This window comes from Mesorhizobium sp. Ca11 (assembly GCF_020165275.1).
In the GTDB taxonomy this organism is placed as follows: domain Bacteria; phylum Pseudomonadota; class Alphaproteobacteria; order Rhizobiales; family Rhizobiaceae; genus Mesorhizobium.
Map to the genome: position 1 here is coordinate 414,922 of NZ_JAIUHU010000003.1, position 15,548 is coordinate 430,469.

General features: G+C 64.3%; 17 protein-coding genes. 5 read left to right on the plus strand and 12 right to left on the minus strand.

The window, feature by feature from the left end; translation table 11 throughout:
* Window positions 1–62 precede the first annotated feature (62 nt).
* Both ubiB and ubiE read right to left on the minus strand, forming a co-directional pair.
* Window positions 63–1,637, minus strand: coding sequence for a 2-polyprenylphenol 6-hydroxylase (gene ubiB, locus LB538_RS08340; protein WP_224524035.1), 1,575 nt, complete (start codon window positions 1,635–1,637; stop codon window positions 63–65).
* 43 nt (window positions 1,638–1,680) lie between these two features.
* Window positions 1,681–2,457 carry a bifunctional demethylmenaquinone methyltransferase/2-methoxy-6-polyprenyl-1,4-benzoquinol methylase UbiE gene (ubiE, locus tag LB538_RS08345; protein WP_224524034.1) on the minus strand — a complete coding sequence of 259 codons (777 nt, stop codon included), beginning with the start codon at window positions 2,455–2,457 and terminating at the stop codon, window positions 1,681–1,683.
* Window positions 2,458–2,625: 168 nt separating this feature from the next.
* On the opposite strand from ubiE, the gene LB538_RS08350 reads away from it, so the two are divergent.
* From LB538_RS08350 to LB538_RS08360, 3 genes are all read left to right on the plus strand, one after another.
* A complete protein-coding gene (locus tag LB538_RS08350; RefSeq protein ID WP_224524033.1) occupies window positions 2,626–3,600 on the plus strand; it encodes an adenosine deaminase in 975 nt (324 codons plus the stop codon).
* A gap of 171 nt (window positions 3,601–3,771) precedes the next feature.
* Entirely contained in the window at window positions 3,772–4,401 is a 630-nt protein-coding gene (gene upp, locus LB538_RS08355) for a uracil phosphoribosyltransferase (protein ID WP_027165262.1), read from the plus strand.
* Window positions 4,402–4,607: 206 nt separating this feature from the next.
* On the plus strand, window positions 4,608–5,174 hold the full coding sequence (locus tag LB538_RS08360) for a TIGR02281 family clan AA aspartic protease (RefSeq protein WP_224524029.1): 567 nt from the start codon (window positions 4,608–4,610) through the stop codon (window positions 5,172–5,174).
* A gap of 108 nt (window positions 5,175–5,282) precedes the next feature.
* On the opposite strand, the gene deoA is transcribed toward LB538_RS08360, so the two are convergent.
* The 6 genes from deoA to LB538_RS08390 form a co-directional block, all read right to left on the minus strand.
* Window positions 5,283–6,599, minus strand: coding sequence for a thymidine phosphorylase (gene deoA / locus LB538_RS08365; RefSeq protein WP_224524025.1), 1,317 nt, complete (start codon window positions 6,597–6,599; stop codon window positions 5,283–5,285).
* The gene (locus LB538_RS08370; protein ID WP_224524023.1) at window positions 6,599–7,402 is read right to left on the minus strand and encodes a purine-nucleoside phosphorylase; all 804 of its coding nucleotides are present in this window, start codon (window positions 7,400–7,402) and stop codon (window positions 6,599–6,601) included. The genes deoA and LB538_RS08370 overlap by 1 nt, the downstream gene beginning before the upstream one ends.
* Before the next feature lie 13 nt (window positions 7,403–7,415).
* Window positions 7,416–7,808, minus strand: a complete 393-nt coding sequence (cdd, locus tag LB538_RS08375) for a cytidine deaminase (protein ID WP_095766692.1) — start codon at window positions 7,806–7,808, stop codon at window positions 7,416–7,418.
* A 75-nt stretch (window positions 7,809–7,883) separates the two neighbouring features.
* Window positions 7,884–8,855, minus strand: coding sequence for an ABC transporter permease (locus LB538_RS08380; RefSeq protein WP_140846328.1), 972 nt, complete (start codon window positions 8,853–8,855; stop codon window positions 7,884–7,886).
* Window position 8,856: 1 nt separating this feature from the next.
* Window positions 8,857–9,996, minus strand: a complete 1,140-nt coding sequence (locus LB538_RS08385; RefSeq protein ID WP_224524019.1) for an ABC transporter permease — start codon at window positions 9,994–9,996, stop codon at window positions 8,857–8,859.
* On the minus strand, window positions 9,993–11,525 hold the full coding sequence (locus LB538_RS08390; protein WP_224524006.1) for an ABC transporter ATP-binding protein: 1,533 nt from the start codon (window positions 11,523–11,525) through the stop codon (window positions 9,993–9,995). Before LB538_RS08390 ends, LB538_RS08385 begins: the two co-directional genes overlap by 4 nt.
* Before the next feature lie 253 nt (window positions 11,526–11,778).
* On the opposite strand from LB538_RS08390, the gene LB538_RS08395 reads away from it, so the two are divergent.
* Together LB538_RS08395 and LB538_RS08400 are read left to right on the plus strand one after the other, a co-directional pair.
* On the plus strand, window positions 11,779–11,988 hold the full coding sequence (locus tag LB538_RS08395) for a SlyX family protein (protein ID WP_140901446.1): 210 nt from the start codon (window positions 11,779–11,781) through the stop codon (window positions 11,986–11,988).
* A gap of 22 nt (window positions 11,989–12,010) precedes the next feature.
* Window positions 12,011–12,412, plus strand: coding sequence for a hypothetical protein (locus LB538_RS08400; RefSeq protein WP_224524004.1), 402 nt, complete (start codon window positions 12,011–12,013; stop codon window positions 12,410–12,412).
* On the opposite strand, the gene LB538_RS08405 is transcribed toward LB538_RS08400, so the two are convergent.
* From LB538_RS08405 to LB538_RS08420, 4 genes are all read right to left on the minus strand, one after another.
* Entirely contained in the window at window positions 12,407–12,862 is a 456-nt protein-coding gene (locus tag LB538_RS08405; RefSeq protein WP_224524001.1) for a GNAT family N-acetyltransferase, read from the minus strand. The two genes, LB538_RS08400 and LB538_RS08405, sit on opposite strands and share 6 nt — an antisense overlap.
* Before the next feature lie 67 nt (window positions 12,863–12,929).
* Window positions 12,930–13,919, minus strand: coding sequence for a BMP family protein (locus LB538_RS08410; protein ID WP_095766256.1), 990 nt, complete (start codon window positions 13,917–13,919; stop codon window positions 12,930–12,932).
* A gap of 224 nt (window positions 13,920–14,143) precedes the next feature.
* On the minus strand, window positions 14,144–14,470 hold the full coding sequence (locus tag LB538_RS08415; RefSeq protein WP_140846323.1) for a hypothetical protein: 327 nt from the start codon (window positions 14,468–14,470) through the stop codon (window positions 14,144–14,146).
* A gap of 86 nt (window positions 14,471–14,556) precedes the next feature.
* Window positions 14,557–15,258 (minus strand): DUF2569 family protein, encoded by a 702-nt coding sequence (locus tag LB538_RS08420; RefSeq protein ID WP_140846322.1) that lies wholly within the window; start codon window positions 15,256–15,258, stop codon window positions 14,557–14,559.
* Between the last annotated feature and the right edge of the window lie 290 nt (window positions 15,259–15,548).

Consider the following 15,548-nt stretch of genomic DNA (forward strand, 5'->3'; position numbering starts at 1 on the left):
TCGCGTGAGGTGGCGCTTGCAATGATAGCAATGCAATCAATCGGCGACAAGCCGTGTGGCGGTCAGAGCAATTTCCATGCTACGTAAATCAGCGTCAGCGCGATCACCCACAGCGCCACGCGGCCGGAGCGGGTGTGGCGCGCTTCTGCTCTCCCTATCGCGCGCGCGGTCGCTTCGTCGAAGCGCAGGCCGTTTTCCGCCATCAAATCGATCTCGCGCGACAGCCGCTCGGTGCGTGCCACAAGATCCGGCGCCTGCCTTGCCAGCGACACAAGGGCTCTGCCCGCGTCGCGCGCGTCGGTGAGCATGCCACGCGGGCCGAGATTGCCCGCGATCCAGTCGCTGACCACAGGCTCGGACGTCTTCCACATGTTGAAGGCCGGATCGAGCGTGCGGGCGACGCCTTCGACAACCACCATGGTCTTCTGCAAAAGCACCAGCTCAGTCCGCGTCGCCATATCGAACAGCTCGGTGACTTCGAACAGCAGCGTCAGCAGCTTCGCCATCGATATGGTCTCCGCCGACTGGCCGTGGATCGGCTCGCCGATGGCGCGGATCGCCTGCGCGAAGGCCGAGACATTGTGCTGGCGCGGCACGTAGCCCGCCTCGAAATGCACCTCGGCGACGCGCTGATAGTCGCGCACGATGAAGCCGTAGAGGATCTCGGCGAGGAAGCGCCGCTCCTTCTTGCCGAGCCGGCCGGCAATGCCGAGATCGACCGCGACGATGGTGCCGTTCGCCTCGACGAACAGATTTCCGGGATGCATATCGGCATGGAAGAAGCCGTCGCGCAACGTGTGCCTGAGGAACGACTGGACCAGATTGGCGGCGATCGCCTTGAGGTCGTGGCCGGCGTCGGCAAGGCCGGCGAGATCGTTCATCTTGATACCGTCGATCCACTCCATGGTGAGGACATCGCGTCCGGTGCGCTCCCAGTCGACCGCCGGCACGCGGAAGCCCGGATCGTCCTTGGTGTTCTCGCCGAGTTCGGAAAGCGCGGCTGCCTCGAGCCTCAGATCCATCTCGATTCTGGTGGTCTGTGCCAGCGTCTCGGTCACTTCGACCGGGCGCAGGCGACGCGACGCGGGGATGTATTTCTCCTGCAGGCGGGCGGCAAGGAAATAGCTTTCAAGATCCTGGAAGAAGCGGTGCCGCACGCCGGGCCGGATAACTTTCACCGCCACCTGCGAAGCGCTACCCTCGCGCACGATTTCGGCGCCGTGCACCTGCGCGATAGAGGCCGCCGCCACCGGTTCGCCGAAGCTCGAATAGAGATCGTCGATCCTGCGACCGAGCGAGGCTTCGATCGCATGGACCGCCTCCGCTCTCGGGAAGGTATGCATCTTGTCCTGCAAGAGCGCGAGGTCCAGCGCCATGTCGTTGCCGACGACATCGGGCCGCGTCGCCAGGAACTGGCCGAGCTTGACGTAGGAAGGTCCGAGCCGCACCACCGCCCGCGCCAGCCTGTCGCCCCGCTGATAGCTCAGCGCCCGGCGGCGGGTGAAAAGCCGCGCCATGCGCCAGCCGAATTTCGGCATTCCGGAAAGCTCTTCGCCCGGCAGCGCCGCGACGACGCCCTCGCGGACCAGCACCCAGCCGGCCCTGGCGAGCCTGAAGGCGGCAGCGACGCTGCTCATAGCGCTGCCTGCTTCAAAGGGGCCTGCTGCAAGGTGCCGCGCCTCAAAGCTTCCAGCCGGAATGAAGGGCGGCGATGCCGCCCGAATAGTTGCGGAAGGTGACGCGGGCGAAGCCGGCGCGGGTGATCATTGCTGCGAAATTCTGCTGGTTGGGGAACTTGCGGATGGATTCGACGAGATAGGAATAGGGCTCGCCATCGCCGGTCACCGCCTTGCCGATTTTGGGGATGGCGTTGAACGACCAGGCCTCATAGGCCTTGTCGAGCAGCGGCATGTCGACCTCGGAGAACTCCAGGCACAGAAACCGTCCGCCCCGCTTCAGCACCCGATAGGCTTCGTCAAGAGCGACCTCGATGCGCGGCACGTTGCGTATACCGAACGCAACCGTATAGGCATCGAAGCTGTCGTCCTCGAACGGCAATTCCTCGGCATTGGCCTCGACGAAGTCGGTGTTTGCGGCAAGCCCCAGCTTCTCGGCGCGGTCGCGGCCGACGGCCAGCATCGAGCCGTTGATGTCGAGCACCGTGGCATGGGCCTGGCGCTGGCTGGCCTCGATGATGCGAAAGGCGATATCGCCGGTGCCGCCGGCAACATCGAGCACCTTCCAGCCTGCCTTTTTGGGAGGATTCAGCCAGGCGACCATCGCGTCCTTCCACAACCGATGCAACCCGGCCGACATCAGATCGTTCATCAGGTCGTATCGATTGGCCACCTTATGGAAGACGTCATTGACCAGGGGCTGCTTCTCGCCTTCCCCGACCTTCCTGAAACCATAGGAGGTTTCCATGCCGCCCGCGGCCGTGGTTCTCTCAACCGACATTATTTTGATCCGCCATAAAACCGGCGGGACCATAGCCGATCGATGGTGCCGACGCTATTGTCCAAGGCGCGGTTTTCGGCCGCGCCTTCAAAACCCGGCAGGGAAAGGCCACGCATGATTTTCCGGCCAGAATCTGCGCGAGAGCAGCACATCGGACGGGATGACCGCATGATTTTGAAGGCCGAACTGCACTGCCACATCGAAGGGGCGGCGGCGCCCGAGCTCGTCGTCGCCCAAGCCCGCAAATACGGCAAGGACCCTTCGCCCTACATCCAGGACGGCTCCTTCGTCTGGCAGGACTTCACCTCGTTTCTCGCGGCTTACGATTTCGCTTCCGACCTGTTTCGCACGGAGGAGGACTATGCCCGCCTCGCCGACTACTATCTGACCAGCCTCGCCCGGGACGGCGCCATTTATTCCGAGATCTTCACCTCGCCGGACCACGCCAAAAAGGCCGGCCTGTCGCCAAAAGCCTATACGGATGCGCTGGGCGAAGGCATGACCCGCGCCAAGGCCAAGACCGGTATCGAGGGCCGCATGATCGTCACCGGCGTGCGCCATGTCGGGGTCGAGGCGATCGAGCAGGCGGCGCGCTTCGCGGCACGCTGCGGCCACCCGCTGGTGACCGGTTTCGGCGTCGCCGGCGACGAGCGCATCGGCGACTTCGAGGATTATGTCCGCGCCTTCGAGATCGCGCGCGAAGCGGGTCTCGGCATCACCATCCATGCCGGCGAGCTGATGGGCTGGGAAAGTGTGGCGGCCGCCCTCGACCACATCCGCCCCTCCCGCATCGGCCACGGCGTTCGCGCCATCGAGAATCCGGACCTGGTCCGCCGCATCGCCGCCGAAGGCGTGGTGCTGGAATGCTGCCCGGGCTCCAATATCGCGCTGAAAGTATTCGACAGCTTCGCCGACCATCCCTTTCCGGCGCTGCGCGCAGCCGGCTGCAAGGTGACGCTCAACTCCGACGATCCGCCCTACTTCTGGACCTCGCTGAAGCGCGAATACGATATCGCCGCCGAGCATTTCGCCTTGAACGACAAGGCGCTCGCCGGGATCACCAGAACGGCCATCGAAGCGGCCTTCGTGGACAAGAAGACCAAGGCGATGCTGCTAAGCCGGTTGGACGCGAAGGTGCGGTGAGTGAGTAGGGGAGTAGTCGGTAGTCAGTAGTTATGCATTTGGCCGATCGCGCATAGATCGGTTGAGGGCCGGAGCTTTCCCCGAGGCGAGGACTCGCAAATCGGCTCACTATTCACTACTCACTACTCACTACTGACTACTGACTACTACCCCGAACAGTCGGAGCACATCATGCAGGGCGTCACCGTCGTCGACCATCCCCTCGTCCAGCACAAGCTGACCATCATGCGCAAGAAGGAGACCTCGACGGCCGGCTTCCGGCGGCTGCTGCGCGAGATTTCGCTGCTGCTCGGCTATGAGGTGACCCGCAATCTCGAGCTGACCACGACCATGATCGAGACGCCGATCGAGGAGATGGAGGCACCGACGCTGGAGGGCAAGAAGCTGGTCTTTGCTTCGGTGCTGCGCGCCGGCAACGGGCTGCTCGAGGGCCTGCTCGACCTGGTGCCGGCCGCACGCGTCGCCCATATCGGCCTCTACCGCGACCACGAGACGCTTGAAGCGGTCGAGTATTTCTTCAAGGCGCCGAGCGATCTTGCCGACCGCCTGGTGATCGTCGTCGATCCGATGCTGGCGACCGCGAATTCCGCGATCGCCGCGATCGACAAGCTGAAGGGGCGCGGCGCCACCAACATCCGCTTCCTCTGCCTGCTTGCCGCCCCCGAAGGCATCGAGCGCTTCACCAAGGCGCATCCGGACGTGCCGATCTTCACCGCCTCGATAGACCGGCAGTTGAACGACAAGGGTTACATCATGCCGGGCCTCGGCGACGCCGGCGACCGCATGTACGGCACAAAGTGAGCGCCGTTCTTAACTGGCCGTTTACGCAAGCTTGCGGTTCCCGCACGCGTTAAAGTCGCACACACCATATCGGCATAAGGATGCAGGCCTTCGGGAGCAATTCCAGGAAAAGTGTGAAGCGGTTTTCCGTTCGGGATTGCTCCAAACCAAAGGGATAGAGCGGGTCGACGTTTTCGTGAAACGGTGAAAACGCTTTAGGGGCATCCATGCTGCGCAAGCTTCTCATCCTCGGCATCTTTGCCGGAACTTCGGCTTCGATTCCGATCGTCTATCAGGCTAACCCGCATCTGGTGGACGGCCTCCTGAAATCGGCCGCCGCCCCGCAGCCGGCAGCCCCGGAGGCTCAGCCCCTGGTCAATCTCGCTTCGGTCCCGAACAAACCAGCCGCGCCGATGCCGCTCGGCCGCCAGGTGCTGGTCAATGCCGATGCGCGCGGCCACTTCACGTCGCAGTTCAAGCTCAATGGCCGCCAGATCGACGGCATGATCGACACCGGCGCGACGCTGGTCGCCATCAACACCTCGACGGCGCGCAGGATCGGCGTCTCGCTCAATCCGTCCGACTTCAATCGATCGGTGAGCACCGCCAACGGCGCGGTAAAGGCCGCCGCGGTGACGGTCGACCGCCTGCAGATCGGCAAGATCTCGGTCGATAACGTCCAGGCGATGGTGCTCGACGACAGGGCGCTGCAGACCAACCTGATCGGCATGAGCTTCCTGCAGCGGTTGCAGAAATACCAGGTCCAGGACGGCTCGCTGCTGCTCGTTCAGTAAATCCGACGTAAACAATTCCAGGAAAAGTGCGCAGCGGTTTTCCGTCCGGAATTGCGTCAGCCACAAAGGATAGAGCAGTTCACCGTTTCCGCGAAACGATGAACTGCTCTAGCGCGGCAGTATCCGCCTGAACACGGTCTTTTCGGCGGGCGGTTTGGAACCGCCGATCGTATAAGCAGCTCGCACGGCCGCCGCCGCCGCCTCGGCCTCCGCATTGGTACGCGCATGCACCAGCGCCAGTGCCTCGCCCGAGCGTAGCTCGGCGCCGACCGGCAACAGCCGGGTCAAGCCGACGGCATGATCGATCTTGTCGTCCGGATGGCTACGCCCGCCACCGAGCGTGACGACGGCAAGCCCGATATCGCGCGTGGCGATGCCGGTCACGAATCCATCCTGTTCCGCCTTCACGGCCAGTTCGACGGGCGCAGTCGGCAAATATTTTTCCGCGTTCTCGATGAAATCGGCGGGACCGCCAAGCACGGACACCATTCGCGCGAAGACGGCCGCCGCACGGCCTCCGGCAAGCGCTTCGGTGGCGCGCCTGATGCCGTCCTGGTTGGACGAGACGAGCCCCGTCGACTGCAGCATCTCGGCCGCCAGCGCCAGCGTCACCTCCTCCAGCCGCCGGTCGCGATATCGCCCGGTGAGGAAATCGACGGCATTCTTCACCTCGACCGCGTTGCCGGCGGCCGAGGCCAGCGGCTCGTTCATGCCGGTCACCAGCGCTGAGGTGCTCAAGCCGGCGCCATTGGCGACCTCGACCAGGCTGTTCGCCAGAGCGACGGCATCGCGCGACTTCTCCATGAAGGCGCCGTTGCCGACCTTGACGTCGAGCACCAGCGAGCCCAGGCCCGCGGCAAGCTTCTTCGACAGGATCGAGGCGGTGATCAGCGGCACCGATTCGACCGTTCCGGTGACGTCGCGGATCGCGTAGAGCCTGCGGTCGGCCGGCGCGAGATCGGCGGTCTGGCCGATGATGGCGCAACCGGTCTCGAGCACCGTCTTGCGGAAAAGCGCCACGTCCGGCTGGCTGGCATAGCCGGGGATGGCATCCATCTTGTCCAGCGTGCCGCCGGTGTGGCCGAGCCCGCGGCCCGAGATCATCGGCACACAGGCGCCGCAGGCCGCAACGATCGGCGCCAGCATCAGCGAGACATTGTCGCCGACGCCGCCCGTAGAATGCTTGTCGGTGACCGGGCCCGGCAGGTCGGACCAGTCGAGCACATCGCCGGAATCGCGCATCGCGATCGTCAGCGCCACCGCTTCCTCGCGGCTCATGCCGTTGAGGAACACGGCCATCGCGAAAGCGCCGACCTGGCCCTCGGAGATGGTGCCGGCCGTCAGCCCCGCGATGAAGTCCGCGATCTCGTCGGCCGAGAGCCTGTGGCCGTCGCGCTTGCGGCGGATGATCTCCTGCGGCAGCATCAGTCGGGCAAGCCGTCCTGGAAGACGCGCCGCAGGATCGTCGCCAGCCGCGCGCCGCCGATGGGCGCCATATCCTTGGTTTCCTGGTGCGAGAGCTCCGCTCCGGTCATGCCGGCCGCCAGGTTGGTGATGACCGAGCAGGCGGCGACCTTGAGCCCGAGGAAGCGGGCGAGGATGACCTCCGGCACGGTCGACATGCCGACGGCGTTGGCACCCATGACGCGGGCCATGCGGATCTCGGCCGGCGTCTCGAAGCATGGCCCGGAAAACCACATATAGACGCCTTGATGCAGGGCCGTTCCGGTTGCCTTCGCCGCCTTCTCGATCGCTTTGCGCAGGCCGGCATCATAGGCCTCCGTGAGGCCGACGAAGCGGCGGTCGCTCGGCTCGCCGATCAGCGGATTGGAGCCGGAGAAATTGATGTGGTCGGTGATCAGCATCACCGAGCCCGGCCCCATTTCAGGATCGACCGAGCCGGCGGCATTGGTGAGGATCAAATGCGAGATGCCGATGCCGGCAAGCACCTCCAGCGCCGGCCGCATCGCCGCGGCATTGCCATGCTCGTAATAATGCGCGCGCCCCGACAGCATCAGCACCGGCGTGCCGGCGAAATGCCCGGCAACCACCTCGCCGGCATGGCCGGAAACACCGCTGCGCGGGAAGCCCGGCAGTTCGGCATAGGAGATGCGCCTGGCATCCTTGACCTGGTCGACCAGCCCGCCCAGGCCCGAGCCCAGCACGAGCGCCGCGGTCGGCGCCAGTCCGTCCAGCTTCTCGACCAGATGATCCAGCGCTTCCTTCATTTCAACCCGCTCTTCATTTCAAGATGTCGCCCCTGAAGCCGTAGGGCAGCATGTCGCCCATGGTCACCGTCTCGGCCACGCCGGCGTTGTCGCAGAGATAAAGCTTCGTGTCCGGCCGGCAGAATTCCGCCAGCCGCTGCCGGCAGCCGCCGCATGGCGAGCATTTGGCCATGCGTTCGGCGATCACCGCGATCTCCACGATCCTGCCGCCGCCGCCCATGATGTAATGGCCGAGCGCCGTCGTCTCGGCGCACCAGCCTTCCGGATAGGATGCCACCTCGATATTGGCGCCGGTGAAGACGCGCCCGTCCTCGGTGCGCAGTGCTGCCCCCACAGGGAACTTCGAATAGGGCGCATAGGCCTTTGCCATCGCCGTCTTCGCCGCCTCGAAAAGATCATGCGACATCCGGTTCTTCTCTCCCACGATCTTGTTCAAATACCGGTCGCCGCCGCACGAAAATCCGCCCGGCATTCTCCGACCTCAGCGTTCCTTCACATAAGGCACGCCGCCGGCGCGCGGCGGGATGGCCTTGCCGATGAAGCCGGCGAGCAGGATGACGGTCAGCACATAGGGCAGCGCCTGCATGAATTGCACCGGCACCTTGCCGATGATCGGCAGCGGTGAGCCCTGCAGGCGAATGGCCGCAGCATCGAGGAAGCCGAACAACAGGCAGGCGAACATGGCGTTGACCGGCTTCCATTTGGCGAAGATGAGCGCAGCCAGCGCGATATAGCCCTTGCCCGCAGTCATGTCCTTCACGAAGCCGCCATTCTGCACCATGGAAAGATACGCGCCGGCGACGCCGGTGAGGATGCCGGTGCAGATCAGCGCGCGGTAGCGCAGCCAGGCGACCGAGATGCCGGCCGTGTCGACCGCGGCCGGGTTTTCGCCGACCGCGCGCATCCTGAGACCGAAGCGGGTGCGAAACAGCACCCACCAGGTGAACGGCACCATGGCGAAGGCGAAATAGACCAGGATCGAATGGCCGGAGATCAGCTCGGCATAGATCGGGCCGATGATCGGCACGTCCTTGATCGCCTCGGCGCCGGGCCAGACGATCGCCTCGAAGCGTTCGGCCGGCTGCAGCGCCGGCGTGCGCCCGCCCTGCTGGAACCAGGCCTGGCCAAGGATGATGGTCGATCCGGCAGCGATGAAATTGATCGCCACGCCGGAGACGATCTGGTTGCCGCGATGCGTGATCGAGGCGAAGCCGTGCACCAGGGCGAAAGCGACCGAGATCAGGACCGCCGTGCCGAGGCCGATCAGCGCCGAATGGAAGACGGCGGCGGCCGATGCGCCGGCAAAGGCGCCGACCAGCATCTTGCCTTCCAGCCCGATGTCGAAGATGCCGGCCCGTTCCGAATAAAGACCCGCCAAGCAGGCGAGCAGCAGCGGCACCGAAAGGCGGATGGTCGAATCCAGCACCTGGATGATGGCGTTGAACATGTCCATCTCAGGCCCCCTTACCGTTCACTGCCTGCATGCCGACCGATTTCGGGCTGACCGAGGCGAACAGCGCCTGGATGTAAGGCCTGAACATGTGTTCGAGCGCGCCGGCGAACAGGATGACCAGCCCCTGGATGATGACGATCATGTCGCGGCTGATCGCCGGCATCTCGAAGGCAAGCTCCGCGCCGCCCTGGTAGAGCATGCCGAACAGGATCGCCGCCAGGACGATGCCGACCGGATGCAGCCTGCCCATCAACGCGACCGCGATGCCGACATAGCCGGCGCCGGACACGAAATCGATCGCGACATTGTGCTGGTCGCCCATCACCGGGTTGAGCGCCATCATACCGGCCAGCGCGCCCGAGATCATCATCGCGGTGATGATGATGCGGGTTTCCGATATGCCGGCGTAGCGCGCCGCCTTCGGGCTGTGGCCATAGGTGCGCATCTCATAGCCGAGCCTGGTGCGCCAGATCAAAAGCCAGACCAGGAAGGCCATGACCAGCGCCAGCAGGAAGCAGATGTTGAGGGGTGCGGAACGGATCTTGGCGCCGAACAATTCGATGATCCAGTTGAGCTTCGGCAGCTCGGCGCCGGCGAGGAAATTGCGCGTCTGCGGCGCCTGCGAGCCGGCCGGCTTCAGCGCACCGACCAAGAGATAGACCATCACCGAGGCGGCGATGAAGTTGAACATGATGGTGGTGATGACGATGTGCGAGCCGCGCTTGGCCTGCAGATAGGCGGGGATCAGCCCCCACAGCGCACCGAACGCCGCCGCGGCTACGATCGCGATCGGAAAGATCGCCCACCAGGGCAGCACGCTGTCGAGACTCAGGCAAACGAGCGCGATGCCGAGGCCGCCTATATAGGCCTGGCCCTCGGTGCCGATGTTGAACAGGCTGCAATGCGCCGCCACCGCCACCGACAGCCCGGTGAAGATGAAGGTCGTGGCGTAGAAGAGCGTGAAGGCGATGCCCGTGCCCTTGCCGAAGGCGCCTTCGACCAGGATGACGGCGGCACGAAACGGGTTTTCGCCGACCAGCATGACGACGAAGCCGGCAACGATGAAGGCAACCGACAGATTGATCAGCGGAATCAACCCATAATCGGCCCAGGCAGGCAGCTTGGCGTAAGGCGTGCTCATTCGGCGGCCTCCTGGTGCTCGACGCCGGCCATCAGCAGGCCGAGCTCGCCTTCGGTCGCGTCAGGGCCGCGCTCGCCGACGACACGGCCGGCGAACATCACCAGGATGCGGTCGGACAGCGAGCGGATCTCGTCGAGCTCGACCGATACCACCAGCACGGCCTTGCCCTGGTCGCGCATGGCGATCAGCCGCTTGTGGATGAATTCGATGGCGCCGACGTCGACGCCGCGCGTCGGCTGGCCGACGATCAGCACGCCGGGATCCTGCTCCATCTCCCTGGCCAGCACGATCTTCTGCTGGTTGCCACCGGAGAAGTTCGCCGTCTTCAGCCGCGGATTGCCGGGGCGGATGTCGTATTTCTCGATCTTGTCCTTCGCGTCGGCCATGATGGCATCGACGTCGAGGAACGGCCCCTTGAGGTACCGCTCGTCGTCGTGGTAGCCGAGGATCGAATTCTCGTTCTCCTCGAAGGCGAGCACCAGCCCGACATGGTGGCGGTCCTCCGGGACGTGGGCAAGCCCCCGGTCGCGCAATTCGCCGGGATCGGCCTTGCCGGTGAGATCGATCGGCTTGCCGTCGAGCATAACCTCGCCGGAAACCGCATGCCTGATGCCGGAGATCGCTTCGAGCAGTTCGGACTGGCCGTTGCCGGCAACGCCGGCGATGCCAACGATCTCGCCGCCGCGCACGTCAAAAGAGACATTGTCGACCATGGTGACGCCGCGCGAATCCTTCACCGTCAGGTTCTTGACCGAGAGTTTTACGGCGCCAGCGTCCGACTGGCCCTTCTCGACCCGCAGAAGCACGCGCCGGCCGACCATCAGCTCGGCCAGTTCGCCGACCGTGGTCTCCTTCGTCACCCGGGTCGCCACCATCGTGCCCTGGCGCATCACCGAAACCGTGTCGGTGATCGCCATGATCTCGCGCAGCTTGTGCGTGATGAGCACGATGGTTTTTCCTTGATCCTTCAATTGCTTGAGGATGCGGAAGAGGTGGTCGGCCTCGGCCGGCGTCAACACTCCCGTCGGCTCGTCGAGGATCAGGATCTCGGCGCCGCGATAGAGCGCCTTGAGGATTTCGACACGCTGCTGCAGGCCGACCGGCAGCTCTTCGATGACGGCGTCGGGATCGACCTCGAGCCCGTATTCGCGCTCCAGCCGGTCGAGTTCCGAGCGCGCTTTGGCGATGCTGCTCTTCAGCAGCACATCGTTTTCGGCGCCGAGGATGACGTTCTCCAGCACCGTGAAATTGTCGACCAGCATGAAATGCTGATGCACCATGCCGATGCCGAGTGCGATGGCGTCGTTGGAGGTGTTGATCGACACCGGCTTGCCGCCGACGTGGATCTCGCCGCTGTCGGCCTGGTAGAAGCCGTAGAGGATCGACATCAGCGTCGATTTGCCGGCGCCGTTTTCGCCGACGATGCCGTGGATGGTGCCGCGCGCCACTTCCAGGTTGATATCGCGGTTGGCGCGCACTGCGCCAAAGCTCTTGTTGATGCCTATGAGCTCGATTGCGGCTTGCGCCATGCAGCCTGTTCCCACTGTTATTTTTTATCGCTTGGTCAAAAGGCCTAGCATGATGCCCCGCTTATGCCAATCGGCCGTTCACTCTCGACAAATCGCCGCGCCCTTGTCAATTTCGAACCTGAGCAAGTTCCGCAAAACTGTCCACGGTTTTGCGATCAGAACCTGCGAGAACCAACAGGGCCTAAGCAGATATTCGGGCATCCCACGAATATCTGCTTGGGTGGAGGCTTCACATTCGAAGGGTCGGTTTTGCATGGCCATGCCTGACGATCGGTTGACGACGCTGGAAATCCGCGCCGCCGAGCAGGAAAAGACCATCGAGGAACTGTCCGGCCAGATCGCCGAACAGTGGAAGGTGATCGAGCGCATGGAGCGCAAGCTCGCAGCCCTCGCCGACCGTTTCCTGGAATTGGAGGAGCAGACCGCCTCCGACGTGCCGGTGACCAAGCCGCCGCATTGGTGAGAAGCCATGGGGAAAGACGGCCATGTCCAGTGAAAGCGACAACGTCGCCAGGGCCGGCGATTATGTCTTTGGCCTGATGAACGACAGGGAACGCGCCCGCGCCGAGCGCGACCTCGAGATTGATCCCGCCTTTCGCGACACGGTGCTGCGGCTGGCCGAGCGCTTGCGCGCCTTCGATCCCGCGGCACCTGAAGGGCGCGACAATCGCTGGGAGCTGGTCACGCAGGGCCTTGCCGAATTGCCGCAGATGCAGGCACGGCTCGCCGGCATTGCCGCCGAGGCCGAACCGCCGCCGCCGATGATCCACCGGCTCGAGCGCAAGCCCTATCGCGTCGGCCTCCATCCGCGCGGCAGGCTTGGCTTTGTTATTGTGCTTGCCCTGCTGGCCGCCTTTGCGCTCGGCTATCTCGCCGGCACGCTATAGCTCACGCGACATGAGAAGCATCGGCGCGCCGTCCTGCTCGAAGGTCTCGACCGCCGTCCATCCAAGCGCCTCGTAGAAGCCGCGCGCCTGCCAGGTGTAGAGATAGAGCTTGCCGATACCGGCCGAGACAGCACGAGCCTCAACGGTTCTGACCAGCGCCGTGCCGACGCCGCTGCCGCGATATCCATCCTCGACGATCAGCCCGGCCAGCCATGGCGAGAAGTCGTGCGGCGAACTGATTTCGCTGCGGACGAGCAGGCAGCTCCCGATCGGCCGGCCACGGTCGCGCGCAACGAAGGCTGCCTCGGAGCCGTCGCCGGCGATCAACCCGCGCAACCCGGCCATGTCCTCGTCGAGTGTCCGGTCCGTGCCTTCGAAGAAAGCCGCGAGGCGAAGCCCCGCGATTGCTTCGACGTCGCCTTCAGCCATGGCCTCGATCGTCGGCCGCATCGTTCCCTCTCCAAAGCGAAGCCGCCGGGCGTTGGCCCGGCGGTTCAAACCTTGCTTCAGCCGCAGATCAATACGGGCAGGCGTTGTCGGTGGTGTAGTCGTGCACCTGGACCTTGCCCGAGATGATGTCGGCCTTGGCCTTTTCGACGGCCGCCTTCATCTCATCGGTCACCAGCGCCTTGTTGTTGTCGTCCATGGCGTAGTCGACGCCGCCTTCCTTGAGGCCGAGATTTTCGACGCCGCCTTTGAAGGTGCCGTTCTTGCCGTCCATGAAGGCATTGTAGACGGCAACGTCGACGCGCTTCAGCATCGAGGTCAGCACCTTGCCGGGCTGCAGGCCGTTCTGGTTGGAATCGACGCCGATGCCGAGCTTGCCCGCATCCGCCGCCGCCTGGAGCACGCCGACGCCGGTGCCGCCGGCAGCCGCGTAAACCACGTCGGCGCCCTGGTCGATCTGCGTCTTTGCGATCTCGCCGCCCTTGGCCGGGTCGTTCCATGCGGCCGGCGTGTCGCCGGTCATATTCTGGATGACGTCCGTCGCGCCGGCCGACTTGGCGCCGCCGACATAGCCGCATTCGAACTTGCGGATCAGCGGGATGTCCATGCCGCCGACGAAGCCGACCTTCTTCGACTTCGACGCCATCGCCGCCAGGATGCCGACGAGGTAGGAGCCTTCATTCTCCTTGAACACCAGCGAGCGGACATTGGGCAGGTCGACGGCATCGTCGATGATGGCGAAGTTGAGATCGGTATATTCGGCCGCGACCTTCTTCAGCGCGTCCTCCCAGGCAAAGCCGGCCATGACGATCGGGTTGCGGCCGTCCTCGGCGAAGCGGCGCAGCGCCTGCTCGCGCTGCGAGGCGTTGGAGACCTCGAATTCGACATAGGCGATGCCGGTCTCGGCCTTGAACTTCTCCGCGCCATGATAGGCGGCCTCGTTGAAGGATTTGTCGAACTTGCCGCCCAGATCATAGAGGATGGCCGGCTGGACATCCGCGGCGAAAGCCGGAAGAACCATTGCGGTTGCGGCCAGAAGGCCGAGAACGATACGTTTCATGTGATCCACACCCTGTCGGTTATTTTTCCGTTATGCGCCGCCTGCCCGCCCGGTTCTCCGGCAGGCTTGCGGTGCCAGGCAGGAAGTGTTTTGCCCCTCCCGCTCGCGGTCAATCTGGCACGGCGCGAAATAAAATTCACGTGGAATTTTGACCTGTTGGAAAAAGCGGTTACCGGCGATTTCGCCGTGGCCGTCCGTCCGCAACAGCGTCAAAACAAGAGCCTTCAGGGACTTGGGGCGAATTCCGCGCCGCGGCGCTTGCGCCGGTAGCCGATGGCGTAGAGCAGGAAGGCCAGCACCGCGAAAACAGCAAAACCTGGTTGTGCGAGCACCCATGCGACGGCGCCGTCCCAGACCAGCGGGCTTGCCTTGGCGCGCACGAAAGTCTCGAAGGCCGCACGGGTATCGGGCGAGACCGCGAGCCAGCTTGCATTGAGCGGCGTCAGCACCAGCGAGGAGGCTGCGACCGAGCGTGTCGTATCGATCACCGCCATGATCACCGAGATCGACAGCGCAACCATGGCTGCCAGCCGAAAGATGAAACGCAACATCGACGCTCTCCCCGGGGAACGCTCCCGCCTGCCCCGTAAACCGACATAGAGCGTGCGTGGTTTCCGCGCAATCGCGGCCCGTGAAATTAGCGAGCCCGCGCAGGCTTGCGCCGGTTCACCCGCCAGATGGCGAAAATGCCGCCGGCGACCGCGCCGACGATCAGGCCGCCCAGGCCGACAAAAGCCGCGAAAAATCCGCAGGCGCCCTCGAAACAGCTCATATGCGTTAGGTCCGCTATCAGCGAACCGGCGAAGAAACCGGCGCAGGCGCCGATCGCGCCGCCAAGGATGATGCCGAGCAGCGCGGCAAGGATCGAGACGAAGACCGGCGGCCGCTCGGTCTCCGGATTGGCGTAGATCGTCTCGGCGCCGGCCCCGTTGCGCAGCAGGTAAATGCAAAGTAGGCCGATGGCGATCTCGGCGACGGTGAAGCCCAGCGCCTCGGCCGAGAAGACGAAGTCGGACACGAGCAACACATAGGCCTGGCGCACCAGGAGCCAGATGATGATGGCGATCTGCCAGATCGTGTAATGGCGAGGAAAGCGGGCCGACCGGTTGAAGGCAAGGCCAAGCAGGTACAGCCCCCACAGGATGGTGATGACGCCGCCCGTAAGGCCGCCATAGACCAGGAAGAACACGCTGTCGGGCAGGCTGAAGTCGCCGATCAGCCGCCAGGAGGAGATCAGCCCGTAGGCCGACAGCCCCATAACGATGACGAGCCACGCCACCGGGATGAGGGAAAGCCCGCCGTCCGGCCGCCCCGCGGGTTGCTGGTCGATCGATGCCATGTCGGGACGATGCCCCTCGCCCAAGCAATTCCGGGAAAGCCGCCTCGCGGCTTTCCGGCGGGAACTGCAAAACCGAACCTGCAGTTCCAGGGAAAGCTCGCAACCGTCCACCGGGACTGCACGAAACAAAGATTTGGCGCAGTCGACAGCCGGGCGGAGGCGAAGTCAAGCGTCGCCGGCGCGCCGCCATCGGCCTGTGCACATCATTCGAACGCATCGCCCCCTGGACCCGCCTTTGCGCCCATACACGGCAAAAGCCGCGGCAATGCCAATATGGCTTGGCTTTCGCT